At 67.6% G+C, this 23,371-nt stretch carries 21 protein-coding genes and 1 pseudogene; 10 read left to right on the forward strand and 12 right to left on the reverse strand.

All coding sequences use genetic code 11. From position 1 onward, the window contains the following. Positions 1–41: 41 nt before the first annotated feature. A complete protein-coding gene (gene cls / locus SY91_RS13325) occupies positions 42–1,481 on the forward strand; it encodes a cardiolipin synthase (protein WP_185920951.1) in 1,440 nt (479 codons plus the stop codon). Between the two features lie 63 nt (positions 1,482–1,544). Here cls and SY91_RS13330 read toward each other — a convergent pair whose 3' ends face one another. After that, positions 1,545–2,024, reverse strand: coding sequence for a glutathione peroxidase (locus SY91_RS13330; protein ID WP_011549528.1), 480 nt, complete (start codon positions 2,022–2,024; stop codon positions 1,545–1,547). Between the two features lie 135 nt (positions 2,025–2,159). Between SY91_RS13330 and SY91_RS13335 the strand changes: the two genes are divergently transcribed. Continuing rightward, positions 2,160–4,091: an ATP-binding cassette domain-containing protein gene (locus tag SY91_RS13335; protein ID WP_006478473.1), complete on the forward strand. Its 1,932-nt coding sequence runs from the start codon at positions 2,160–2,162 to the stop codon at positions 4,089–4,091. A 191-nt stretch (positions 4,092–4,282) separates the two neighbouring features. Here the strand turns inward: SY91_RS13335 and SY91_RS13340 are convergent, their stop codons facing one another. The 3 genes from SY91_RS13340 to alr form a co-directional block, all read right to left on the reverse strand. Next, positions 4,283–4,549, reverse strand: coding sequence for a DUF2866 domain-containing protein (locus tag SY91_RS13340; protein WP_006488228.1), 267 nt, complete (start codon positions 4,547–4,549; stop codon positions 4,283–4,285). Positions 4,550–4,698: 149 nt separating this feature from the next. After that, positions 4,699–6,075 (reverse strand): DNA repair protein RadA, encoded by a 1,377-nt coding sequence (gene radA, locus SY91_RS13345; RefSeq protein ID WP_185920952.1) that lies wholly within the window; start codon positions 6,073–6,075, stop codon positions 4,699–4,701. A gap of 11 nt (positions 6,076–6,086) precedes the next feature. After that, positions 6,087–7,157 (reverse strand): alanine racemase, encoded by a 1,071-nt coding sequence (gene alr / locus SY91_RS13350; RefSeq protein ID WP_006478469.1) that lies wholly within the window; start codon positions 7,155–7,157, stop codon positions 6,087–6,089. Between the two features lie 218 nt (positions 7,158–7,375). Between alr and lplT the strand changes: the two are divergent. Then, positions 7,376–8,681 (forward strand): annotated as a pseudogene (gene lplT / locus SY91_RS13355) (lysophospholipid transporter LplT). 58 nt (positions 8,682–8,739) lie between these two features. Continuing rightward, on the forward strand, positions 8,740–9,549 hold the full coding sequence (gene thiD, locus SY91_RS13360) for a bifunctional hydroxymethylpyrimidine kinase/phosphomethylpyrimidine kinase (protein WP_006478467.1): 810 nt from the start codon (positions 8,740–8,742) through the stop codon (positions 9,547–9,549). An 18-nt stretch (positions 9,550–9,567) separates the two neighbouring features. On the opposite strand, the gene SY91_RS13365 is transcribed toward thiD, so the two are convergent. The 4 genes from SY91_RS13365 to tsaB are packed head-to-tail and all read right to left on the reverse strand — an operon-like array spanning position 9,568 to position 12,812. Continuing rightward, positions 9,568–10,533, reverse strand: a complete 966-nt coding sequence (locus tag SY91_RS13365) for a DUF1853 family protein (RefSeq protein ID WP_124591771.1) — start codon at positions 10,531–10,533, stop codon at positions 9,568–9,570. Further along, positions 10,530–11,561, reverse strand: coding sequence for a uracil-DNA glycosylase (locus tag SY91_RS13370; RefSeq protein WP_185920953.1), 1,032 nt, complete (start codon positions 11,559–11,561; stop codon positions 10,530–10,532). The genes SY91_RS13365 and SY91_RS13370 overlap by 4 nt, the downstream gene beginning before the upstream one ends. Then, positions 11,548–12,048, reverse strand: a complete 501-nt coding sequence (rimI, locus tag SY91_RS13375) for a ribosomal protein S18-alanine N-acetyltransferase (RefSeq protein WP_006478464.1) — start codon at positions 12,046–12,048, stop codon at positions 11,548–11,550. Before rimI ends, SY91_RS13370 begins: the two co-directional genes overlap by 14 nt. Beyond that, positions 12,045–12,812, reverse strand: a complete 768-nt coding sequence (tsaB, locus tag SY91_RS13380) for a tRNA (adenosine(37)-N6)-threonylcarbamoyltransferase complex dimerization subunit type 1 TsaB (protein WP_185920954.1) — start codon at positions 12,810–12,812, stop codon at positions 12,045–12,047. The genes rimI and tsaB overlap by 4 nt, the downstream gene beginning before the upstream one ends. A 146-nt stretch (positions 12,813–12,958) precedes the next feature. Between tsaB and SY91_RS13385 the strand changes: the two genes are divergently transcribed. The 3 genes from SY91_RS13385 (at position 12,959) to aceA (ending at position 16,835) form a co-directional block, all read left to right on the forward strand. Continuing rightward, positions 12,959–13,228, forward strand: coding sequence for an acyl-CoA-binding protein (locus SY91_RS13385; protein WP_006478462.1), 270 nt, complete (start codon positions 12,959–12,961; stop codon positions 13,226–13,228). Between the two features lie 357 nt (positions 13,229–13,585). Further along, positions 13,586–15,136 carry a DEAD/DEAH box helicase gene (locus tag SY91_RS13390; protein WP_011549518.1) on the forward strand — a complete coding sequence of 517 codons (1,551 nt, stop codon included), beginning with the start codon at positions 13,586–13,588 and terminating at the stop codon, positions 15,134–15,136. A 391-nt stretch (positions 15,137–15,527) separates the two neighbouring features. Continuing rightward, positions 15,528–16,835, forward strand: a complete 1,308-nt coding sequence (gene aceA / locus SY91_RS13395; protein ID WP_012328776.1) for an isocitrate lyase — start codon at positions 15,528–15,530, stop codon at positions 16,833–16,835. Between the two features lie 204 nt (positions 16,836–17,039). On the opposite strand, the gene SY91_RS13400 is transcribed toward aceA, so the two are convergent. Then, entirely contained in the window at positions 17,040–17,474 is a 435-nt protein-coding gene (locus SY91_RS13400; RefSeq protein WP_011549516.1) for a universal stress protein, read from the reverse strand. A 159-nt stretch (positions 17,475–17,633) separates the two neighbouring features. Then, on the reverse strand, positions 17,634–18,539 hold the full coding sequence (locus SY91_RS13405) for a LysR family transcriptional regulator (RefSeq protein ID WP_053525366.1): 906 nt from the start codon (positions 18,537–18,539) through the stop codon (positions 17,634–17,636). Between the two features lie 157 nt (positions 18,540–18,696). Here SY91_RS13405 and SY91_RS13410 point away from each other — a divergent pair, with 157 nt between their 5' ends. Continuing rightward, positions 18,697–19,464, forward strand: coding sequence for a haloacid dehalogenase type II (locus SY91_RS13410; protein WP_006478458.1), 768 nt, complete (start codon positions 18,697–18,699; stop codon positions 19,462–19,464). 65 nt (positions 19,465–19,529) lie between these two features. Further along, complete coding sequence (gene aceB, locus SY91_RS13415; protein WP_124591775.1) at positions 19,530–21,122, forward strand: malate synthase A; 1,593 nt, start codon at positions 19,530–19,532, stop codon at positions 21,120–21,122. A 147-nt stretch (positions 21,123–21,269) separates the two neighbouring features. Here the strand turns inward: aceB and SY91_RS13420 are convergent, their stop codons facing one another. Continuing rightward, positions 21,270–21,683 carry a gamma-glutamylcyclotransferase gene (locus tag SY91_RS13420; RefSeq protein ID WP_006478456.1) on the reverse strand — a complete coding sequence of 138 codons (414 nt, stop codon included), beginning with the start codon at positions 21,681–21,683 and terminating at the stop codon, positions 21,270–21,272. Positions 21,684–21,950: 267 nt separating this feature from the next. On the opposite strand from SY91_RS13420, the gene SY91_RS13425 reads away from it, so the two are divergent. Next, positions 21,951–22,835, forward strand: a complete 885-nt coding sequence (locus SY91_RS13425) for an AraC family transcriptional regulator (RefSeq protein ID WP_105797732.1) — start codon at positions 21,951–21,953, stop codon at positions 22,833–22,835. 24 nt (positions 22,836–22,859) lie between these two features. On the opposite strand, the gene SY91_RS13430 is transcribed toward SY91_RS13425, so the two are convergent. Beyond that, entirely contained in the window at positions 22,860–23,324 is a 465-nt protein-coding gene (locus SY91_RS13430; protein ID WP_011549510.1) for a GNAT family N-acetyltransferase, read from the reverse strand. Positions 23,325–23,371: the final 47 nt, after the last annotated feature.

Here is a 23,371-nt window from a genome sequence, read left to right on the forward strand (position 1 = left end):
GGAGTCCCATCGGGTGTCCCGCAGGAGTCCTTTAAGCGCCCATGACCCTCGACTGGCTCCATCTCGGCACCCTGATCCTGACCATCCATGTGCTCGGGATCGTCGCGGCGTGCCACGCAATCATGAACACGCGCACGTCGCAAGGCGCGATCGCGTGGGCCGTCTCGCTCACGGCCATGCCGTACCTGACACTCGTTCCATACCTGTTCCTCGGCCGCAGCAAATTCTCCGGCTACGTCGACGCCCGGCGCCACGAGCTGGAAATGTTGCGCACGCACACACCGCGTGCGCCATGGCGCGCAACCGACGCGACCGACGGGCCGGCCGCCGACGCGCTGGGGCAGGCTGCCGTGCTCGCGCTCACTCGGCTCGGCGGCATGCCGTTCCTCGGCGGCAATTCGGTACGCACGCTGGTCAACGGCGACGCGACGTTCTCCGCCATCCTGTCGGCGATCGACGACGCGCGCGACTACGTGCTCGTCCAGTTCTTCATCGTGCGCGACGATGCGCTCGGCCGGATGCTGCGCGACTCGCTGCTCGCGCGCGCGGCCACCGGCGTACGCTGCTGCCTGCTGTACGACAGCATCGGCAGCTTCGACCTGCCGCACAGCTACGTCGACGCATTGCGCCGCGGTGGCGTCGAGGTCCATCCGTTCGCGACCAACCGGAAATTCGTCAATCGCTTCCAGCTGAACTTCCGCAACCATCGCAAGATCGTCGTCGTCGACGGCAATCGCGCGTTCGTCGGCGGCCACAACGTCGGTGTCGAATATCTCGGTGCGAAGCCGCGCCTGTCGCCATGGCGCGACACCCACATCGAGATCCGCGGCCCCGTGGTGGCGAGCATCCAGTACGTGTTCGCCGAAGACTGGCACTGGGCGACGCAGAAACTGCCGCCCATCGCGCTGCCGCCGCCCGCGCAGCCCGGCGACGGCATGCATTGCCTCGCGGTGCCGATGGGGCCGGCGGACAAGCAGGAAACCGGCTCGCTGTTCTTCGTCGAATCGATCAACGCCGCCCGCGAACGGGTCTGGATCACCACGCCGTACCTGGTTCCCGATGAAGCCGTGGTCTCCGCGCTGAAACTCGCCGTGATGCGCGGCGTCGACGTACGCATCCTGATCCCTAGCCGGCGCGATCACTACGTCGTGTTCGAGGCGTCCAAGCTTTACGCGCGCGACCTCGTCGATGCGGGCGTGAAAGTGTTCCGCTACCGGCCCGGCTTCCTGCACCAGAAGGTCGTGCTGATCGACCGCATCGCGGCGGCGGTCGGCAGCGCGAATCTCGATAACCGTTCGTTCCGCCTCAATTTCGAGGTCATGGTCATGACCGTCGATCGCGCATTCGCCGGCGAAGTCGAGACGATGCTCGATGCCGACTTCGCGCAGGCGTACGAGGTGGATGCGGACGAATACCAGCACTCACCTGCCTGGCGGCGCATCGCGATGCACGTCGCGCGGTTGTTCGCGCCGATCCTGTAACGGCCGCGACGACGGCCGCGCCCGCACCATTCACACCGGCGCGGCGCACGCCGCGCATCGCCGTCACAGCAGCTTGTCGATGTCCGCGGCGATTTCGTCGGGCTTGGTGGACGGCGCGTAGCGCTTGACGATGCGCCCTTCGCGGTCGATCAGGAATTTCGTGAAATTCCACTTGATCGCCTTGAGGCCGAGAATGCCGGGCGCCTCGTCGGTCAGGTAGCGATACAGCGGATGCGCATGGTCGCCCTTCACGTCGATCTTCGCGAACATCGGGAACGTGACGCCGTAGTTGCGCTCGCAGAATGCCCCGATCTGCGCGGCGTCGCCCGGCTCCTGCTTGCCGAACTGATTGCACGGGAAGCCGAGCACGAAGAAACCGCGCGCCGCATACTGGTCGTACAGCTTCTGCAGACCCGCGTACTGCGGCGTGAAACCGCACTCGCTCGCGGTATTGACGATCAGCAGCACCTTGCCGCGATACGCGTCGAGCGATACCGGCGCGCCGGCGAGCGTCTCTGCGCTGAACGAATACAGGGTGGACATCGGGCACTCCTTTTATGAAACCGATCGACGTGGAGTCTAGGCGAAATTGCGCCGTTGCGGCATCCGCCGAACGGCCGATGCCCGGCGCAACCGGCGCGCGGTCTAGAATAGCGGTTTTGGCCAGTCATTTCCGCCGTGATCCGTTTCAATCAGTTCAGCCTTGCGCGCGGCACCAAGCCGCTGTTCGAGTCGACCTCGTTCGTGCTCAATCCCGGCGAGAAAGCCGGCCTGATCGGCGCGAACGGCGCCGGCAAGTCGACGCTGTTTTCCGTCCTGCGCGGCGAGCTGCATTCCGACGGAGGCGATTTCTCGATGCCGCCGTCGTGGCGGATCGCCCACGTGTCGCAGGAAACACCCGCGGTCGACCGCTCGGCGCTCGACTACACGCTCGACGGCGATACCGCGCTGCGCGAGATCGAGGCCCGCATCGCCGCCGCGTCGGCCGCACATGACGGCGCCGCCGAAGCCGACGCGCACGCGGCATTCGCCGATGCCGACGGCTACACCGCGCCGGCCCGCGCCGAAGCGCTGCTGCTCGGCCTGGGCTTCACGCTCGCGCAAACGCGCGAATCCGTCGCGAGCTTCTCCGGCGGCTGGCGCATGCGCCTGAACCTCGCGCAGGCGCTGATGTGCCGCTCCGACCTGCTGCTGCTCGACGAACCGACGAACCACCTCGACCTCGACGCGATCGTCTGGCTCGAAGACTGGCTGCATCGCTACCCCGGCACGCTCGTCGTGATTTCGCACGACCGCGAATTCCTCGATTCGATCTGCAACGTCACGCTGCATCTGGAAAACCGCCAGGTGAAGCGCTACGGCGGCAACTACTCGCAGTTCGAAGTGCTGCGCGCGCAGCAACTGGCGCTGCAGCAAAGCGCGTACGAGAAGCAGCAGAAGACGATCGAGCATCTGCAGAGCTTCGTCGACCGCTTCAAGGCCAAGGCGACCAAGGCCAAGCAGGCGCAAAGCCGGATGAAGGCGCTCGAGAAGATGGAGCTGATCGCGCCCGCGCACATCGCGTCGCCGTTCACGTTCGAATTCCGCACGCCCGATGCCGCGCCGAACCCGATGATGGTGATGGAGGACGTCCGCTGCGGCTACCACGCCGACGACGGAACGGACATCCCGATCGTCGAGCGCGTCGCGCTGTCGATCCAGAACGGCCAGCGTATCGGCCTGTTGGGCGCCAACGGCCAGGGCAAGTCGACGCTGATCAAGACACTGGCCGGCACACTCGCGCCGCTGTCGGGGCACGTGCGCGACGGCAAGGGGCTGACGATCGGCTATTTCGCGCAGCACCAGCTCGAAACGCTGCGCGAAGACGATTCGCCGCTCGCGCATCTGGCACGGCTTGCGCCCGACACGCGCGAGCAGGAACTGCGCGACTTCCTCGGCGGCTTCAATTTCTCGGGCGACATGGCGACCAGCCCGGTCGGGCCGTTCTCGGGCGGCGAAAAAGCCCGCCTCGCGCTGGCGCTGATCATCTGGCAGAAACCGAACCTGCTGCTGCTCGACGAACCGACGAACCACCTCGACCTCGAAACGCGCCACGCGCTGACGATGGCGCTCGCGCAATTCGAAGGCACGCTGATCCTCGTGTCGCACGATCGTCACCTGCTGCGCGCGACGACCGACCAGTTCATGCTGGTCGCGAAGCACCGGCTGCAGCCGTTCGACGGCGACCTCGACGACTACCGCGACTGGCTGCTGCAGCACGCGGCCGAGCAGCGCGCGGCCGCGAAGGCCGACAGCGCGGCGGCCGCGGGCGCCGATCCGGGCGTCAACCGCAAGGATCAGAAGCGTCAGGCGGCCGAGGAACGCCAACGGCTGTCCCAGTTGAAGAAGCCGCTGCAGAACCGCATCACGAAGCTCGAGAAGGAAATGGAAGCACTGCACGCCGAAAAGGCGCGCCTCGACGCGTTCGTCGCCGATCCGGCGAGCTACGAAGCCGCGCGCAAGACGGAACTGACCGACGCGATCCGCAAGCTCGGCGAGGTCAATACCCGGCTCGAAACGGTCGAGGCGGACTGGCTCGCCGTGCAGGAAGAACTCGAGCAGATCGGTTAAACGCGGCCCCGGCGCGCCGTCAGCCGCGGTTCGCTTCATCGGAGACGCGGCGCGTCGGGGCGTCGACGAGCCACGAATCCGCCCCGCCGCACCGAACCCGGAAACGACGAGGCCGGGCGCCCGGGCCCGGCCTCGTCGTCATTGCTGCGTTGGTGGGGTTGCATCGGCCCGTATGTCGGCCGCGCCCCCACTCAACGACGCGGCAGCGTGTCGCGCGGCATCTGCTCGTCATCGCCCATCAAGTGCCGGCGCCCCTTGATCGGCCGGCGGATCGCAGCGGCGACTTCGGCTTCCGTCACGTCCTCGGACACGACCTTGCGCGCCAGCCGCCCTTCTTCGTCGATCCACTCGACGATCCGGCATCCACCGCCCCACGGCTGGCGAATCGGCTCCGACACGCGGCAGCCGCGCAGGTTGTAAAGGCGTCCGCCAGGCGCTTCCCCGTACGATTTCAACATAGGTTCCCTTCGCATTGCGCGGTTCGACAATCCGGCAAAGGATAGGGAAAAGCGATGTCCGGCGGGTTACATCAGCCTACATATTCTTTACAGCGAATTACGCGACAGATCGTCCGGCCCGCTACGGCCCCTGCCAGGGCCCCGCCCGCTCATTCGAGATCGCGCACGCGGTCGATCGCCTGCTCGAGCCGCTCGACGGCCATCACGTTCAGCCCTTCGATCGGCTGCTTCGGCGCATTCGCCTTCGGGATCAGCGCGGACGCGAAGCCGAGCTTCGCCGCTTCGCGCAGCCGTTCCTGCCCGCGCGGGGACGGCCGGATTTCGCCCGCCAGCCCCACCTCGCCGAACACGATCAGCCCTTTCGGCAGCGCCTTGTTGCGCATCGACGAGTGAATCGCGAGCAGCACCGCGAGGTCGGCGGCCGGCTCGGTGATCTTCACGCCGCCCACCGCATTGAGGAACACGTCCTGGTCGAAGGCCGCGATGCCCGCGTGGCGGTGCAGCACCGCGAGCAGCATCGCGAGCCGGTTCTGCTCGAGGCCGACCGCGAGCCGGCGCGGGTTCGGCACGTGCGCCGTATCGACGAGCGCCTGGATTTCGACGAGCAGCGGGCGCGTGCCTTCCTGCGTGACGAGCACGCACGAACCGGGCACGACCTGCTCGTGCTGCGACAGGAACAGCGCGGACGGGTTGGCTACGCCGCGCAGCCCGCGCTCGGTCATCGCGAACACGCCGAGTTCGTTGACCGCGCCGAAGCGGTTCTTGAACGCGCGCACGAGCCGGAACGACGAATGCGTGTCGCCTTCGAAGTACAGCACGGTATCGACGATGTGCTCGAGCACGCGCGGGCCGGCCAGATTGCCCTCCTTCGTCACATGCCCGACCATGATGATCGCGGTGCCCGACTGTTTCGCGATGCGCGTGAGCTGCGCCGCGCATTCGCGCACCTGCGCGACCGAGCCCGGCGCCGACGTGAGCGCGTCCGAATAGACGGTCTGGATCGAGTCGATGACGGCCACGTCCGGCCGCTCGGTATCGATCGCGGCCTGGATCTTCTCGAGCTGGATCTCGGCGAGCAGCTTCAGTTCGGCCGCCGGCGCGCCGCCGTCGAGCAACGCGAGCCGTTGCGCGCGCAACGCGATCTGCGCGGCCGATTCCTCGCCGCTGATATAGAGGGCACGCCGCTCGTTCGCGATATCCGCGAGCGACTGCAGCAGCAGCGTCGACTTGCCGATGCCCGGATCGCCGCCGATCAGCACGACGCCGCCGGGCACCAGGCCACCGCCCAGCACGCGGTCGAATTCGCCGATGCCGGTGGAGAAGCGCGGAACGTCGGCGGCCTCGATGTCGGCGAGCCGCTGCACCGGCGCCCGCTTCGCGAGCGACTGGAACCGATGGGCGGCCGGCGACTCGGCGACCGATTCGACGAGCGTGTTCCAGGCCTGGCACGACGGGCACTGGCCCTGCCACTTCGGGGTCTGTCCGCCGCACTCGCTGCAGACGTAAACGGTTTTCTGTTTGGCCACGCGCGATGCCCTTATTCCGCTCGCACCGGCACGCGGGCCGCGACCGCGCACATCAGCTCGTAGCCGATCGTGCCGCAATGGCGCGCGACGTCGTCGATCGGCAGCGCGTTGCCCCACAGCTCGACACGCGCGCCGACGCCGGCCTGCGGGCACGGCGTCAGGTCGACGGTGATCATGTCCATCGACACGCGGCCGACGATCCGCGTACGGATGCCGTCGACGATCACGGGGGTGCCTTCGGGCGCCACGCGCGGATAGCCATCCGCATAGCCGCACGCGACGACGCCGATCCGCATCGGCGCCTGCGCCGAAAACGTCGAACCATAACCGATCGCCTGGCCCTTCCCGATCGTCTGCACCGCGATCAGCTCGGATGCGAGCGTCATCGCGGGCTTCAACCCCGTGTCCGCGATATCGGACGACAGCCCGGACGGAGACGCGCCATACAGCACGATCCCCGGCCGCACCCAGTCGAAGTGCGTATCCGGATGCCACAGCACGGCGGCCGAATTCGCGAGACTGCGCGCGCCGGCGATGCTTTCCGCGCCGCGCTCGAACGTCGCGAGCTGCTCGGCGACACCGCGCTCGTTGTCCGCGTCCGAAAAATGGGTCATCAACGTGATCTGACCGATGCCGGGGCACGCGCGGGCGCGCTCCCACGCGGCACGGTATTTTTCCGGCACGTAACCGAGCCGGTTCATCCCGCTGTTCATCTTCAACTGCACGTTGACGGGCTTCGACAGCCGCGCCGTTTCCAGCATCCGCATCTGCTCGTCGTTGTGGACGGTCGTCGTCAGGCTGTAGCGGTCGATCACGTCGATGTCGGTCGAGCGGAAGAAGCCTTCGAGCAGCAGGATCGGGCCGGCCCAGCCGAGCTCGCGCAGCTTCACCGCCTCGTCGAGGTCGAGCAGGCCGAAGCCGTCGGTGCCGCGCAGGCCCGGAAACGCGCGGGCGAGACCGTGGCCGTACGCGTTGGCCTTGACGACCGCCCAGACCTTGGACGGGCCGGCAAAGCGGCGGACGACGGAGAGATTGTTCGCGAGAGCGGCGGTGTGGATGGTGGCGGAGATCGGGCGCGGCATGGGAAATTTACGTAAAGACGCTTGCGAATCATCAGCTTACCGCGCCTTTTGAGCACCGAAGCCGACAATTTGCGGAACGATCGGGGAATCTTGCTAGTCCGAATTCGCGTATTTTCATGTTATAAAGCCGTGCGCACAACCCATTTCGAACGGAATAAGCCGATCGCATACCAGGCGGCCTACGCGGCCCTGCCGCAGCGACGAAAGCATCGCATCAGATGAAAAAAGGTTTTTACACCATCATGGCCGCGCAGTTTTTCTCGTCGCTGGCCGACAATGCGCTTCTCATCGCCGCCATCGCCCTGCTGAAAGACCTCCACGCCCCCAACTGGATGACACCGCTGCTGAAGCTGTTCTTCGTGTTGTCCTATGTGGTGTTGGCGGCGTATGTCGGTGCGTTCGCGGATTCGCGCCCGAAGGGCCGCGTGATGTTCATCACCAACTCGATCAAGGTGGTCGGCTGCCTGATCATGCTGTTCGGCGCCCACCCGCTGATCGCGTACGGGATCGTCGGCTTCGGCGCGGCGGCCTACTCCCCCGCCAAATACGGGATTCTCACCGAACTGCTGCCGGCCGACCGGCTGGTCGCCGCGAACGGCTGGATCGAGGGCACGACCGTCAGTTCGATCATCCTCGGCACCGTGCTCGGGGCGCGCTGATCAGCCCGCACATCGCATCGCACGTGATCGCCCATACTCCCGCCTGGATCGGCACGCCCGCCGAAGCCGCGATGGCGATCATCATGGCGATCTACGTGGTCGCCGCGCTATTCAACCTGCGCATTCCCGACACGGGCGCCCGCTACCCGAAGCAGGAGCGCGGCCCGGTCAAGCTGCTCACCGATTTCGCCGACTGCTTCATGGTGCTCTGGCGCGACAAGCTCGGCCAGATCTCGCTGGCGGTCACCACGCTGTTCTGGGGGCGGGCGCGACGCTGCAGTTCATCGTGCTGAAGTGGGCCGAGGTGTCGCTCAACATGTCGCTGTCCGAAGGCGCGATCCTGCAGGCCGTAGTCGCGGTCGGCGTGGCGGCCGGCGCGATTGCCGCCGCTGCCCGGATTCCGCTGAAGAAGTCGCTGACCGTGCTGCCCGTCGGCATCATCATGGGCATCGCGGTGATGCTGATGGCGTTCTACACGCGCGACCTGTTCCCGGCGCAGTGGGCCGTGCACTTCGGCCATCTGCGCCTGCCGTTCTACCTGATCGTCGCCTACATCTTCCTGATCGGCGTCGGCGCGCTGTCCGGCTACTTCGTCGTGCCGATGAACGCGCTGCTGCAGCATCGCGGCCACGTGCTGCTGTCGGCCGGCCATTCGATCGCGGTGCAGAACTTCAATGAGAACCTGTCGGTGCTCGTGATGCTGTGCCTGTATGCGGTGCTCGTGTGGCTCGACGTGCCGGTCGGCGTCGTGATCGTGCTGTTCGGCACGTTCGTCTGCCTGACGATGTGGCTCGTCATGCGCCGCCACCAGGCGAACCAGCGTCAGTTCGACTCGGTCGCGCTGATCGGCGAATCGCGGCACTGACGCTACACTTTCCGTTTTCGTCCGCCGGCGCCGGTGCTCACACCGGCGCGTTGCCCTCATGACGCACCCGATACCCAACCTCCTGACGATCGCCGGCTCCGATTCGGGCGGCGGCGCAGGCATCCAAGCCGACCTGAAGACGTTTTCGGCGCTCGGCGCATATGGTGCGAGCGTGATCACCGCGCTGACCGCGCAGAACACGCGCGGCGTGACGGGCCTGCATGCGCCGGACGCCGCGTTCGTGACCGCGCAGCTCGACGCGGTGTTCGACGACATCCGCATCGATGCGGTCAAGATCGGGATGCTCGCCAACGCGGCGATCGTGCGGGCGGTGGCCGACGCGCTGCGCCGTTACGCGCCGCGCTTCGTGGTGCTCGACACGGTGATGATCTCGAAAAGTTCGCACGCGCTGCTCGCGCCCGATGCCGTCGACGCGCTGCGCGACACGCTGCTGCCGCTCGCGACGGTCGTCACGCCGAACCTGCCGGAAGCGGCCGCGCTGCTGAACGACGCGCCCGCCACCACCGAAGACGACATGGTGCGGCAAGGCGAGGCCCTGCTGCAGACGGGCGCACGCGCCGTGCTGATGAAGGGCGGCCACCTGCCCGACGCGTCCGCGAGCCCCGACTGGCTCGTCGAAGCAACCCGCACCGTGCGGCTCGACGGCGCACGCGTGCCGGTCAGCAATACGCACGGCACCGGCTGCACGCTGTCGTCGGCAATCGCCGCGCTGCTGCCGCAGCAGCCCGACCTCGAAAGCGCGGTACGCGAGGCAAAAACCTACCTGACCGGCGCGATCGCCGCGAGCGGCCACCTCGACGTCGGTCACGGCGTCGGTCCGGTCCATCACTTCCATCGCTGGTGGTGAGCGGCCGCTGACGCGGCGTCAGTGATCCTGCGCCGCGAACGCCTGCGCGCGCGCCGGCCAGTCGTCGGGCACGATGAAACCGCGCGCCGTCTCGCGCCACGTGCCGTCGCCCCCCTTTTCATGGATCGCGATCAGGTCGGGCGTCTGGCGCGTCGCCAGCACGGCCGGCAACTCCGGTGCGCTCGCCAGCGGCTCGGGCTCGATACCCGCGCCGGCGACGGCACGTCGCGGCGCCAGCCACGCCAGTCTCGGCAATACGCTCCATGCCGCGCCGTCACGTTGCGCAGCCGCCCACGCCGGCCACTGCCCGTGCGTCAGCCAGAAACCGCGCGGATGATCCGGCGCGATTTCGACGGACACCGGCGGCACCGGCGCGCCGTACGGATGGAACAGCCAGCCCTTGATGAACATCTGCGCGTCGGCCGGGGCGCCGTAGCCGAGCCGGGCAAAGCCGTCGTGTTCGCCGAGCCGCAACTGGTGGTCGAGCAGCCGGCTGCGCTTGCGGTCGAACCGGTCGACGAGATTGGGGCCGACGAAGTCGGCAAGCGATGCGCCGTCGCGGACCGGCGCGCATAGATAGCACTTCACCGCGAGTTCCCAGTGCAGGCGCCGGCCGTCCGGCGCATCGACGAGAAAATCGACTTCGCCGAGCGTGCGGCCGTTGCTGCGCAGCGGCAGATTGGCCGCGACGAGCCGCAGCGACGGCCCGTGGGTCAGAAAGTACTCGAGCAGGCATTCGGCGTAGCGGCCGAGCCGGGTCGGCCGAAACCCGTCGAGCGCGCGATGCAGCGGCCCGGGCTGCGCATCGAGCGCGGCGAGCCACGCTTCGACGGCCGCTTGGCCCGCTGCATCCGGCCATGGGCGCGCGAGCGGCGCGCCCGGCACCGCGGTGAGCAGGCTCGGGCTGGCGAGCAGCCAGCCCAGATCGCGCACTGCGGCGTCATGCAGCGTATCGACGAACGCGAACGCCGCGCCGGTCGTCATGGCCCGGCCGGGCCGTTCGTGTCGGCGCTTTCCGCACGCTTGAACGTGTCGCGCGCGAGGCACAGGTCGGCCCACGCCTTCGACTTGTCCTGCAGGCTGCGCAACAGGTATGCCGGGTGATAGGTGACGATCACCGGCACGCCCTCGTACGCATGCACGCGGCCGCGCAGCGACGCGATGCTCGCGTCCGTCTTCAGCAGCGTCTGCGCGGCAAACCGGCCGAGCGCGACGATCAGCTTCGGCTTCACGAGCGCGACCTGGCGCTGCAGATACGGCTCGCAGCTCGCGACCTCGTCCGGCTCCGGGTTGCGGTTGCCGGGCGGGCGGCACTTGATCACGTTCGCGATGTACACGTTGTCGCCACGCTTGAGCGCCAGCGACTGCAGCATGTTGTCGAGCAGCTTGCCGGCCTGACCGACGAACGGCTCGCCCTGCTTGTCCTCGTTCTCGCCCGGCGCTTCGCCGATCAGCATCCAGTCCGCTTCGCGATCACCGACGCCGAACACGGTGTTGGTCCGCTTCTCGCACAGACGGCACAGCGTGCAGTCGGCCACGCGCGCGGCCAACGCATCCCAGTCGAGCACGGCGACCGGTGTGCCGACGGGGCGCGATTCGGCGGCCGGCACGGGCACGGATTCGCCCGGCGGCGCCGCGTCGAACCACGCGAAATCGTCGTCTCCCGCCGGCGGTGCATCATCCTTCGGCGGCATCGTATCGGTCGATGCAGGCGATGCAGCTCGCGCGGGCGGTCGATCGCCCTCGACGAGACCGTGCGCCGACACCCCGGCGTCGCGAGCCGGCAAGCCGCCGCCCACACCACGCGCGACGGTCGCGGGCGCATCGTCCTGCCCCGGTGCACGTGCTGCACGCACCGGCCGCTCGGCCGCGACGGCGGAGCCGTCGTCGGGCGCCGCGGTTTGCGCGACGGCAGGCGCGTCGGCTGCCGCGCCTTCGTCCGCGCGCTGGCCGCGCCGCACCCAGATCTGCGCGAGGCCGAGTTCCTCGAGCGCCGCTTCACCCCACGCCATGCGCGTCCCCCTCGTCCTTGTTCAGCGTCAGACGCATCACGATCGCGTCCTCCCGGCTGCGATGCTTCGCCGGATAGTAGTTCTTGCGCCGGCCGATCGTCACGAAACCGAAGCGCTCGTACAGATGAATCGCGCGCGGATTGGACGGCCGCACTTCGAGCAGCACGCCGTCGAGCCCCTCCGCGCGAGAAATGCGCACCGCCTCGCGCAGCAGCGCGAGGCCGGCGCCCGCATGCTGCGCGGCCGGCGCGACGCACAGGTTCAGCAGATGCATCTCGTCGACCACGGGCATCAGCACGCAATAGCCGACGAGCGACCCCGTCACGTGCCGCAGGCACACGCCCAGATAGCCGTTGCGCAACGAATCCTCGAAATTGCCGCGGCTCCACGGAAATTCGTACGCGACGTGCTCGATCGCGACGACTTCGTCGAGGTCGGCGTCCGTCATCGGCGCCAGATAGCGGTCGCTCAGCAGGACCCCTGTCATCCCTTCGCTCCGCCCGTCTGCGCGGCCCGTGCCGCGATGCGCTCGGCGGTGGTCTGTGCGACCTTGTCACGCACGTATTCGGGCGCGGCCTGATCGGCCGGCACCGCCCGCCCGGCGCGGAACGCGCGCAGCGCGGCATGCGCGACCGCCAGCGCATGCGGCAGCGCCTCGCCGTCGATTGCGGCCGCCCGCGCGGCGGCCGGCAACTGCGCGCCGAACGCCGCGGCCGCATTGCCGGCGAGCGTGAACGGCGCATCGGGTACGCCGATGGCGCCCGACGCGTCGAGCGACGCCGGATGCAGCGTACGCCAGTCACCGGCGCCGTCGTCCCATTCGAAATCCGCCCAGTAGGCTTCGTCCATCCGCGCGTCGAGCGCGGCGAGCACGCGGGTCGTGCCGGGCGCGCGCAGCCGCGCATGCTCGGCGCACGCGAGCAGCGTGCCGATCGGCACGACCGGCAGCCCGGCCCCGAACGCGAGGCCCTGGGTGATGCCCGTCGCGGTACGCAGGCCCGTGAACGAGCCAGGGCCCGCGCCGAACGCGATCGCATCGCAGTCGGCGAGCGTCAGCCCGGATTCGGCGAAGAGCTCCTGGATCGCCGGCAGCACGCGCGTGCTCGACACGGCGCCCGTCGGCTCGTGGCGGACCCAGGTTTGCGGGGTGGAAACGGCGTCATCGGCCGAGGCCGAGCGCAGCAGCGCGACCGAGCAGTATTCGGTCGACGTATCGATGGCGAGGAGCACTGTTTGCGTCATGGCCGACATTGTAATGCGCCGCCCCGCTCCCACGGGCGATCGGGCCCGATCTGTGCGCGCGGGCGGCGCCGGCGGCGGTTTGGAAGGATCGCTCGACCCGCGCGACGGCCCGCTTGTTAAGATCGGCCGATCTGAAACCCTTACGGAGACACCCGATGAGCGAACTCACCGCCCAATTCGACCAGGCCCAGATCGACGTCAAGCAACTGACGGAGCGGCCGGGCAACCTGACCCTGCTGCGCCTGTACGCGCTCTTCAAGCAGGCGACCGACGGTGATGCGCACGGCGACAAGCCGGGCTTCACCGACATCGTCGGCAAATACAAGTACGATGCCTGGGAAGCGCTGAAGGGCACGTCGCAGGATGCGGCGAAGCAGCAGTACATCGAACTCGTCGAATCGCTGAAAAACGGCACGGCGTCCTGACGGAATCGACGCCGCCGCAATCGGCAATCAAATCAGTGGCGCAGCGCAGCAAATTTCTTTATAATGCGGCCTGCGTCACCTCCCGCGCTCGGCTCGCAAGCCGTTCCGGCCCGACGCCTCGTAGCGTTAAGCTCCAATCCGGTTTAGAACCTGTCCCCTCCTGCTTCGACCCTTGCGGTCGTCAACTAGGCTGGCGGCCCCGCTCCTGAAGCGCGCCGCACCCAAAACAGCTTCTAATGCCTCATCCGCCGACGGTTCGGCGGATTGCACCCGTTTCCCGATTTGCTCGCTGAATCCGACGACTTGGGTATGCGCGATTGGCGCCGACGTTTCACCCACTGTGTTTCAAGGATTGTTATGACTTCGAGCATCAACTCCAGCCCGCTCAACGCGATCGCCGACCAGGCGCTCGGTCTCGACGACGCCGCCGCACCGGCCGCGGTCGAACCGGCGTCGGACGAGCCGAGCTTCGCGTCGCTCGGGTTGTCGCCGGAGATCGTCTCCGCGCTGCAGGCCGCCGGCTACGTGAAGCCGACGCCGGTCCAGCAGCGCGCGATTCCGGCCGGCATCGCCGGCCGCGACCTGCTGGTGTCGAGCCCGACCGGTTCGGGCAAGACGGCCGCATTCATGCTGCCCGCGATCGAACGTTTCGCGCAGCTCCAGAAGACGCAGGCGCAGCAGCCGCGCGCGCCGCGTGAACCGAACCAGGGCGACCGCCGCGTGCGCCGCCCGCAACCCGTCGCGCGCCCGGGCCTGCTCGTGCTGACCCCGACCCGTGAACTCGCGATGCAGGTCACGACGGCCGCATCGACGTACGGCAAGCACCTGAAGCGCCTGCGCACGGTCAGCATCCTGGGCGGCGTCGCCTACGGCCAGCAGCTGATGCTGCTCGCGAAGAACCCGGAAATCCTGGTTGCCACGCCGGGCCGGCTGCTCGATCACCTCGAGCGCGGCCGTATCGACCTGTCCGAACTGAAGATGCTCGTGCTCGACGAAGCCGACCGCATGCTCGACATGGGCTTCATCGAAGACATCGAAACGATCGTCGCCGCCACGCCGGAATCGCGCCAGACGATGCTGTTCTCGGCCACGCTCGACGGCAAGATCGGTTCGCTGACGAGCCGCCTGCTGAAGGATCCGGAACGGATCGAGATCCAGCAGCGCCTCGAATCGCGCGCGAACATCGCGCAGACCGTCCATTACGTCGACGACCGCGATCACAAGGATCGCCTGCTCGATCACCTGCTGCGCGACGACGCGCTCGACCAGGCGATCATCTTCACGGCGACCAAGATCGACGCCGACCAGCTCGCCGGCCGTCTCGCCGACGCAGGCTTCGAATCGGCCGCGCTGCACGGCGATCTGCCGCAGGGCGCGCGCAACCGCACGATCCGTGCGCTGCGCGAGCGCCGTGTGCGCGTGCTGGTTGCCACCGACGTCGCGGCACGCGGCATCGACATCCCGGGCATCACGCACGTGTTCAACTACGACCTGCCGAAGTTCGCGGAAGACTACGTGCACCGTATCGGTCGTACCGGCCGCGCGGGCCGTTCGGGTATCGCGGTAAGCCTCGTGCACCACGCCGAGCAAGGCGCGCTCAAGCGCATCGAGCGCTTCGTGCGCTCGCCGCTGCCGGTCAACGTGATCGAAGGTTTCGAGCCGCGCAAGTCGCCCCCGCGTAACGGCGGCACCGGTGGTCGCGGCCGTCCGGGCGGCGGTAACGGCGGTCGCCGTTTCGGCGGCAAGCCGGGCGGCGGTCATGGCGGCAACGGCAACGGCAATGGCCGCAGCTACGGCGGCGGCAATGGCGGCGGCTGGAGCGGCAAGCCGGGCGGCAGCCGTGACGGCGGCCCGCGTCGCGACGGCCAGCGCAGCGGCGGCCCGCGCCGCAGCAACTCGGCATCGTAAGCACACACGGGCGGTCCTCGGCCGCCCTGCGGATCGGCTACTCGCCTATCCCAGCCAACCGGCGCATCCGCGCCGGTTTTTTTTTGCCTCGCCGCCTATTTCACGATGTGGAAAATTTTTTTGCGTCGTAAAAAATCATGCTGCACGGCACAACCCATACGATTGCGGGATAGGAAAATGCGTTTCTTATCCCGAAATAATGCAATCAAGCCATTGATTAAAAACAACTAAAAAATTCCACACCTCCCGAGCCAGCCCCTGTTTCGCTCCCGGCGATTTGCCTAGACTCTTATACAAGACCTCGCGAAACGGAACGTACCGCTTCCCCGCCTCGCGAACAGCATCATCCCCGTCAGATTCGGCAGGCATACATCGCATCAAGGAGCTCATCATGTCGCGTCAGCAACAGGCACAGGAACTGCAGCAGCAATGGGAAACCGATCCGCGCTGGAAGGGCATCAAGCGCAGCTACTTGGCTGAGGACGTGGTCCGCCTGCGCGGCTCGATCCCGATCGAGCACACGCTGGCCAAGCGCGGCGCGGAAAAACTGTGGAGCCTCATCAACAACGAGCCGTTCGTCAACGCACTCGGCGCACTGACCGGCAACCAGGCGATGCAGCAGGTGAAGGCCGGCCTGAAGGCCATCTACCTGTCCGGCTGGCAAGTCGCCGGCGACGCAAACGTCGCGGGCGAAATGTACCCGGATCAGTCGCTGTACCCGGCCAACTCGGTACCGCTCGTCGTGAAGCGCATCAACAACACGCTGACGCGCGCCGACCAGATCCAGTGGTCGGAAGGCAAGAACCCGGGCGACGAAGGCTACGTCGACTTCTTCGCGCCGATCGTCGCCGACGCGGAAGCCGGCTTCGGCGGCGTGCTCAATGCGTTCGAGCTGATGAAGGCGATGATCGAGGCCGGTGCATCGGGCGTTCACTTCGAGGATCAACTCGCATCGGTGAAGAAGTGCGGCCACATGGGCGGCAAGGTGCTCGTGCCGACGCGTGAAGCCGTCGCGAAACTGTCGGCCGCGCGGCTCGCGGCTGACGTGATGGGCACGCCGACCGTGCTGGTTGCGCGCACCGACGCGGAAGCGGCCGACCTGATCACGTCCGACGTCGACGACAACGACAAGCCGTTCCTGACCGGCGAGCGCACGGTGGAAGGCTTCTTCCGCACGAAGCCGGGCCTCGAACAGGCGGTCTCGCGCGGCCTCGCGTACGCGCCGTACGCCGACCTGATCTGGTGCGAAACCGGCAAGCCCGATCTCGAGTACGCGAAGAAGTTCGCGGAAGCGATCCACAAGCAGTTCCCGGGCAAGCTGCTGTCGTACAACTGCTCGCCGTCGTTCAACTGGAAGAAGAACCTCGACGACGCGACGATCGCGAAGTTCCAGAAGGAGCTGGGCGCGATGGGCTACAAGTTCCAGTTCATCACGCTGGCCGGCTTCCATGCGCTGAACTACTCGATGTTCAACCTCGCGCACGGCTATGCTCGCACGCAGATGAGCGCGTTCGTCGAACTGCAGCAGGCCGAGTTCGCGGCCGCCGACAAGGGCTTCACGGCAGTCAAGCATCAGCGCGAGGTCGGCACCGGCTACTTCGACGCGGTGACGCAGACAGTCGAACGCGAAGCATCGACGACCGCGCTGCACGGCTCGACCGAGGACGAACAGTTCTTCGACGGCAAGAAAGTCGCGTAACGCGCCCAGGCGTGATGCCGCCGCGTCTCGCGACGCCGCGGCATCGGCCACCGGAACAACAATCAGGGAGGAGACGGCAGGCGCGCGAGTCCCTTCGCGCGACCGGCCGCGCGGCCTGCGGGCCGCCAGCAACGATGCGCGCCGGCTTCGTCCGGCGCGCCCTTTTTCTGCGGCGCAGCTTGCCCGGCCACGGCCGGCGCTGCCCTACCGATAGACGATCACCGGAATTTTCGTATGGGTCAGCACGCGCTGCGTCTCGCTGCCGATCAACAGGCTGCCGAGCCCGCGGCGTCCGTGGGACGCCATGAAGATCACGTCGCACCCGCCGCGCTCCGCCGCCTCGATGATGCCGAGATACGGCGACGGATGCACGCTCGTCCACGTGTCGCACGCGACCCCGGCCGCCTTCGCGGCCGCCTCCACCTCGTCGAGATGCGCGCGCGCCTCACGCTCGCTGCGCGCACGGAAGTCGGCGGGCGGCTCGATGATCACTTCGGAAAACGGCGAGTACGGATATTGCGGCAGGCACGCGTAGGCCGTCACGCGCGCGCCGACCGCACGAGCCAGGTCGATCGCGCCGTCGATCGCCTTTTGCGACAGTTCGGAACCGTCGGTTGGAACGAGGATGTGCCGGAACATCGCGCCCTCCTTCGTCAATTGCACGCCACGCGCCGCGGCGCCGGTCGAGCCGGCCGCGACACGGCGCGCATGCCTCTTACGATTGTAGTGTGCGAAATCGCGCCGGCCGAATCGGCAGCGGGTTCGCCCTCATATCGGAAACACGCGGGCGCGCGTCGCCTACTCGCCCCAATAGCCGGGCCGCTCGTACGTGTGCTTCAGGTAATCGAGAAACAGGCGCACCCGCAGCGGCAGATGCCGGCGTTGCGGAAACACCGCGTGGATGCCGATCGGCGGCGCGGCGAACGCGTCGAGCACGCTGACGAGCCGCCCGGCCGCGATGTCCTCGCCGACTTCCCACCACGAGCGCCACGCGAGGCCATGGCCTGCGAGGCACCACTCGTGCAGCACCGCGCCGTCCGAGCATTCCATCGTGCCGTTCACGCGGATCGACACGACCTTGTCGTCCTCCTGGAACGACCAGCCGCGCTGCTGGTTCGCGTTCGCCGCGAGCGCGAGGCAGTTGTGCCGCGCCAGTTCCGCGAGCGTGGCCGGCGTGCCGCGCCGCGCGAGATACGCGGGCGACGCGACGCACACGCGGCGGTTCTCGCCGAGTTTCAGCGACACCAGCGACGAGTCGGGCAGTTCGCCGAGCCGCACCGCGCAATCGAACCCTTCGTTGACGAGGTCGACCATTCGGTCGGACAGGTCGAGCGTGACGGACACATCCGGGTGCCCGACGCTGAATTCAGGCACGAGCGGCGCGACGTGCCGCCGGCCGAAGCCGGCCGGCGCGGAAATCCGCAGATGGCCGCTCGCCTTGACGCCGCCGGCGGACACGCTCGCTTCCGCGTTCTGCATGTCGTTGATGATGCGCTGGCAATCCTCGAGGAACGCCGAACCCTCGAACGTCAGCGTGAGCTTGCGCGTCGTGCGTACCAGCAGCTTCACGCCGAGCCGCTCCTCGAGCGCGTCGAGGCGGCGGCCGATGATCGCCGGCGCGACGCCTTCCGCATGCGCGGCCGCCGACAGGCTGCCTTTCGCCGCGACCGCGGCGAACGTTTCGATCTGCTTGAACCGGTCCATGACTCTCTCGAAAGGACGGCATCGCCGCCTTTCAAATAACGTGAGTCGCTCAGATTAGGTATATGAAAGTAAAAGATCAAGTGATGTTTAGCGTCTTTTTTAGCACCTTCGATCACGAATAGAATCGACCCGACCTCTGAAACTGGAGCGCAAGGCTATGTCGGCCACAACGACACTCTCCTCTCCCGACGCCATCCTCTTCGACGCATTCGGCACGTTGTTCGACGTGCGTGCCGTGCTGGCCGCGGCTGAGCAGATGTTTCCCGGACACGGGGAACGGTTGTCGCAGCTGTGGCGACGCAAGCAGATCGAATACTCGCAGCTGCGCACGCTCGCCGATCCGGCCGGCGCGCACTATCGCCCGTTCCGGGACATCACGCTCGATGCGCTGCGGTTCGCCGCGCGCCGGCTCGGGCTCGCGCTGAACGGCGCGGCCGAGAAGCGCTTGATGGACGAATACGCGTGCCTGTCGACCTATCCCGATACGGTGCCCGCGTTGCGCAAGCTGCGCGCGCTCGACCCGCGCCCGCCGCTCGCGATCCTGTCGAACGGCACCCCGCAGATGCTCGACATCGCGATCAAGAGCGCCGGCATGTCCGGCCTGTTCGATCGCGTGCTGTCGGCCGACACCGTGCGCGCGTACAAACCGAGCCCGGCCGCCTACGCGCTCGGCACCGCCGCGTTCGGGGCGAACCCGCGCGACATCGTGTTCGTGTCGTCGAACGCGTGGGACGTCGCCGGCGCCACCTGGTTCGGCTACACGACGTTCTGGCTCAACCGCACGGGCGCGCCCGCCGAGGAACTCGGCGCGCCGCCCGACGGCACCGGCACCGGCATGGCCGACCTGCTCGCCTTCCTCGCCACACCCACCCCGGCTCCGTCCGGCAGACCCGCAAACCGCACGCGCCCCGGCCCGGGTGCATGACGCTCGCAGCTGCCGCCTTCCCCCTTCACCGAAACCGCAACTGACCGACCAAGGAGATGAGACTCATGAGCACCTCGATCACGCTGCCGCAAGGCATGACGATCACCGGCGAAATCAAGCCGGGTTACGAAGCCATCCTGACGCCCGACGCGCTGGCGCTCGTCGCGGCGCTGCACCGCACGTTCGAATCGCGCCGCCAGGCGCTGCTGCAGGCGCGCGTCGAGCGCACGAAACGCCTCGACGCGGGCGAGCGCCCCGATTTCCTGGCGCAGACGAAGGCGATCCGCGAAGGCGACTGGAAGGTCGCGCCGCTGCCGGCCGACCTGCAATGCCGCCGCGTCGAGATCACGGGGCCCGTCGAGCGCAAGATGATCATCAACGCGCTGAACTCGGGCGCCGATTCGTACATGACGGACTTCGAGGATTCGAACGCGCCGAGCTGGACGAACCAGATCGACGGCCAGATCAACCTGAAGGACGCGGTGCGCCGCACGATCTCGCTCGAGCAGAACGGCAAGTCGTACCGGCTGAACGACAAGGTCGCGACGCTGATCGTGCGTCCGCGCGGCTGGCACCTCGACGAGAAGCACGTGACGGTCGACGGCCAGCGCGTGTCCGGCGGCATCTTCGATTTCGCGCTGTTCCTGTTCCACAACGCGAAGGAACTGCTCGCGCGCGGCTCGGGCCCGTACTTCTACCTGCCGAAGATGGAGAGCCATCTGGAGGCGCGCCTGTGGAACGACATCTTCGTCGCGGCCCAGGAAGCGGTCGGCGTGCCGCGCGGCACGATCCGCGCGACGGTGCTGATCGAGACGATCCTCGCCGCGTTCGAGATGGACGAGATCCTGTACGAACTGCGCGAACACAGCTCGGGCCTGAACGCCGGCCGTTGGGACTACATCTTCTCGGCGATCAAGAAGTTCAAGAACGACCGCGACTTTTGCCTGGCCGACCGTTCGAAGATCACGATGACGGTGCCGTTCATGCGTGCGTACGCACTGCTGCTGCTGAAGACCTGCCACAAGCGCAACGCGCCGGCGATCGGCGGGATGAGCGCGCTGATTCCGATCAAGAACGATCCGGAAGCGAACGACAAGGCGATGGGCGGCGTGCGCTCGGACAAGCAGCGCGACGCGACCGACGGCTACGACGGCGGCTGGGTCGCGCACCCGGGCCTCGTGCCGATCGCGATGGAAGAGTTCGTCAAGGTGCTCGGCGACAAGCCGAACCAGATCGCGAAGCAGCGCGACGACGTGCACGTCGAAGGCAGGGACCTGCTCGACTTCCAGCCGGAAGCGCCGATCACCGAAGCCGGCCTGCGCAACAACATCAACGTCGGGATCCACTATCTCGGCGCCTGGCTCGACGGCAACGGCTGCGTGCCGATCCACAACCTGATGGAAGATGCGGCAACGGCCGAGATTTCCCGCTCGCAGGTGTGGCAATGGATCCGCTCGCCGAAGGGCGTGCTCGACGACGGCCGCAAGGTCACGGCCGAACTCGTGCGCGAATTCGCGAAGATCGAACTGGACAACGTGAAGCGCGCGGTCGGCGGCAACACGCAGCCGTACGAACGCGCCGCAGCGATCTTCGAACAGATGTCGACGTCGGAAGGCTTCACCGAATTCCTGACGCTGCCGCTGTACGAGGAAATCTGACGAGCTGTCCGCTGCGATCGTCGGCCGGCTCCACGTCGTGCCGCCGGTCGCGTGCGACGACGGATCAATGGCATGAAAAAGCGCCCCGCGGGGCGCTTTTCTTTTGGATTCGACAGCGGCAAATCCAGCCGCCGCCGGCAGGCACGCTCAGGCGGCTTCCTGCTCGCGCCGATGCTGGACCCAGTCGCCCGACGCGATGCGCGGACGCCCGGCTGCCGCGTGCGCGGCGACCGGATAATACAGGCAGGCGTATTGCCGGCCGCCGAGTTCGACCGTCGCCTCTTCCGGCTTGAACAGCGAGTCGACGCCCGGATAGACGCGCTCGATCTCGTCGAGCACCGGCACGAGCCGCTCGTCGACCTCGTAGACGTCGCCCCAGACGAGCGACTTGCCGGCCGGCCCGGGAATCATGCCCGGATACGTGCCGAAATCGACCAGTTCGCCGGGCAGCGCGGCCGCGCCCAGCAGCGTCGGCGCGGCGATGCCGTGGCGGGCGGCCGCATGGCCGATGTCGTTGGCCTGTCCGGCTCTCAAGGTGCCATAGACGAATACATGGCGCATCATGGTTCTCCTCTTCGATTCGTGTGTTGCCGTGTTTGCATGCGCTCGGCGCGCGATGGGCGCGACATGGCGCACGCATCGATAGACCCCGATACCGGCCCGATGGTTCGAACCGTCGACGCGCGGCAGCGGCCAGCCGCCCCCGGATTCGCCAGCGCCCACACAAAGTTCATTTGAACCCGGCATGATGGCCGGAAAAACCGCCGCATGCGCAAGCGCTGCGCCTTCTAAAATAACGGCATCGCCGCCGCGCTGCCCGAACCGTTCATGAATCCGCCCGCTCCAGCCGACGTATCGAAACCGTACGACGTCATCGACATCCCGCCGGAATTCGCGCCGACCGCCGTCCATCCGATGCGCGTGCGCGCGCGGCAGGTCGATGCCGGCCGCCGCATTCCGCTGCACACGCATGCCTGGGCTCAGCTCGCGTACGCGTCGCGCGGCGTGCTGCGCGTCGCGACGACCGGCACGACCTGGATGGTGCCGCCGTCTCGCGCGATCTGGGTGCCGCCGCACGTGACGCACGAGGTCACGATCGTCGAAGAGGCCTATTTGCGCACGCTGTACATCGACGAGTCGATCGTGCCGGGCGGGCTCGATGCATGCCGCGTCGTCGAGGTGACGGGGCTGCTGCGCGAGTTGATCGTCGCACTCGACGCACGCGATCTGAGCACCGCGCGCGAGCGCCTGCTGTGCGGGCTCGTGCTCGACGAACTGAGTCAGGCCGAACCGCTACCGCTCGCGGTGCCGATGCCCGACGAGAAACGGCTGCGCCTGCTGTGCGAATCGGTCCTGGCGCACCCCGCGCATGCGGAGTCGCTCGAACACTGGGCGAGCGAGGTCGGCGCGAGCACGCGCACGATATCGCGGCTTTTCAAGCAGGAACTGGGCGTGAGCTTTTCGCAGTGGCGCCAGCAGGCGCTGCTCGCCCGGGCGATCCCGCTGCTGAACCAGGGGCGCCCGCTGTCGCATATCGCGCGCGAACTCGGCTACCAGAGCCAGAGCGCGTTCTCGGCCATGTTCCGCCGCGCCTTCGGCGAAAGCCCGCGCGCGTTCATGCTCCGTGGCTACGAACATCGAGGCCCGGAAGGCGGTTTCGCGGACAGCGAAACGCCGGACGACGACGACGGCCCGATCGACGCGGTGCGCTGATTGCGCGCTCCGGCGCGCCGCCCCTCAGACCGGCCGCACCATGTGGCGAATCGAGCCGAGTTGCGCCAGTCGCGGGCCGGTGACGTGGTAGCCCATGCGCAGGTACAAGCGCGCGGCAGGATTGTCGACGAACACGCGCAACTGCAGTTCGTGCAGCCCGCGCGCACGTGCCCAGCGATGCGACATCTCGAGCATATAGGTGCCGGCGCCCTGCCCGCGATGCCCGGCCGCGATCTGCACGTCGCGGATATGCAGCGAATCGCCCTCCTCGGTCACGCGCAGCACGCCGATGCGCTCGCCGTCGGCCTCGAGGATGAAGTTCTCGGATTCGCGCCAGCTCGCATAGAACAGGTCGCTGCGCCAGACGAGCCCATGGCGTTTGTAGTAGCCGCCCATATTGCCGTGCGTCAACGCTTCGGCATACGGAAAATCGCCGGGCTCCGCGGGCCGGAGCTGATACAGGAGTCGCAGGTCGGTCGGATCGAGCATCGCGCAGGAGTCGGAAACGCATCCCGCCACGATAGCGCAGTCGCGTG

The organism is Burkholderia cenocepacia, from assembly GCF_014211915.1.
GTDB lineage: Bacteria > Pseudomonadota > Gammaproteobacteria > Burkholderiales > Burkholderiaceae > Burkholderia > Burkholderia orbicola.

Bases quoted from the DNA above. Each gene is read 5' to 3' on its own strand.
- SY91_RS13370 (WP_185920953.1), bottom strand. From the start codon at position 11,561: ATGGCGTGGGGTGAAGCGGCGCTCGAGGAACTCGGCCTCGCGCAGATC.
- rimI (WP_006478464.1), bottom strand. From the start codon at position 12,048: ATGACAGGGGTCCTGCTGAGCGACCGCTATCTGGCGCCGATGACGGAC.
- SY91_RS13420 (WP_006478456.1), bottom strand. From the start codon at position 21,683: ATGCGCCATGTATTCGTCTATGGCACCTTGAGAGCCGGACAGGCCAAC.
- SY91_RS13385 (WP_006478462.1), top strand. From the start codon at position 12,959: ATGAGCGAACTCACCGCCCAATTCGACCAGGCCCAGATCGACGTCAAG.
- SY91_RS13340 (WP_006488228.1), bottom strand. From the start codon at position 4,549: ATGTTGAAATCGTACGGGGAAGCGCCTGGCGGACGCCTTTACAACCTG.
- aceA (WP_012328776.1), top strand. From the start codon at position 15,528: ATGTCGCGTCAGCAACAGGCACAGGAACTGCAGCAGCAATGGGAAACC.
- SY91_RS13405 (WP_053525366.1), bottom strand. From the start codon at position 18,539: ATGGACCGGTTCAAGCAGATCGAAACGTTCGCCGCGGTCGCGGCGAAA.
- SY91_RS13330 (WP_011549528.1), bottom strand. From the start codon at position 2,024: ATGTCCACCCTGTATTCGTTCAGCGCAGAGACGCTCGCCGGCGCGCCG.
- alr (WP_006478469.1), bottom strand. From the start codon at position 7,157: ATGCCGCGCCCGATCTCCGCCACCATCCACACCGCCGCTCTCGCGAAC.
- SY91_RS13400 (WP_011549516.1), bottom strand. From the start codon at position 17,474: ATGTTCCGGCACATCCTCGTTCCAACCGACGGTTCCGAACTGTCGCAA.
- SY91_RS13425 (WP_105797732.1), top strand. From the start codon at position 21,951: ATGAATCCGCCCGCTCCAGCCGACGTATCGAAACCGTACGACGTCATC.
- aceB (WP_124591775.1), top strand. From the start codon at position 19,530: ATGAGCACCTCGATCACGCTGCCGCAAGGCATGACGATCACCGGCGAA.
- SY91_RS13390 (WP_011549518.1), top strand. From the start codon at position 13,586: ATGACTTCGAGCATCAACTCCAGCCCGCTCAACGCGATCGCCGACCAG.
- SY91_RS13365 (WP_124591771.1), bottom strand. From the start codon at position 10,533: ATGACGACCGGCGCGGCGTTCGCGTTCGTCGATACGCTGCATGACGCC.
- cls (WP_185920951.1), top strand. From the start codon at position 42: ATGACCCTCGACTGGCTCCATCTCGGCACCCTGATCCTGACCATCCAT.
- thiD (WP_006478467.1), top strand. From the start codon at position 8,740: ATGACGCACCCGATACCCAACCTCCTGACGATCGCCGGCTCCGATTCG.
- tsaB (WP_185920954.1), bottom strand. From the start codon at position 12,812: ATGTCGGCCATGACGCAAACAGTGCTCCTCGCCATCGATACGTCGACC.
- SY91_RS13410 (WP_006478458.1), top strand. From the start codon at position 18,697: ATGTCGGCCACAACGACACTCTCCTCTCCCGACGCCATCCTCTTCGAC.
- SY91_RS13430 (WP_011549510.1), bottom strand. From the start codon at position 23,324: ATGCTCGATCCGACCGACCTGCGACTCCTGTATCAGCTCCGGCCCGCG.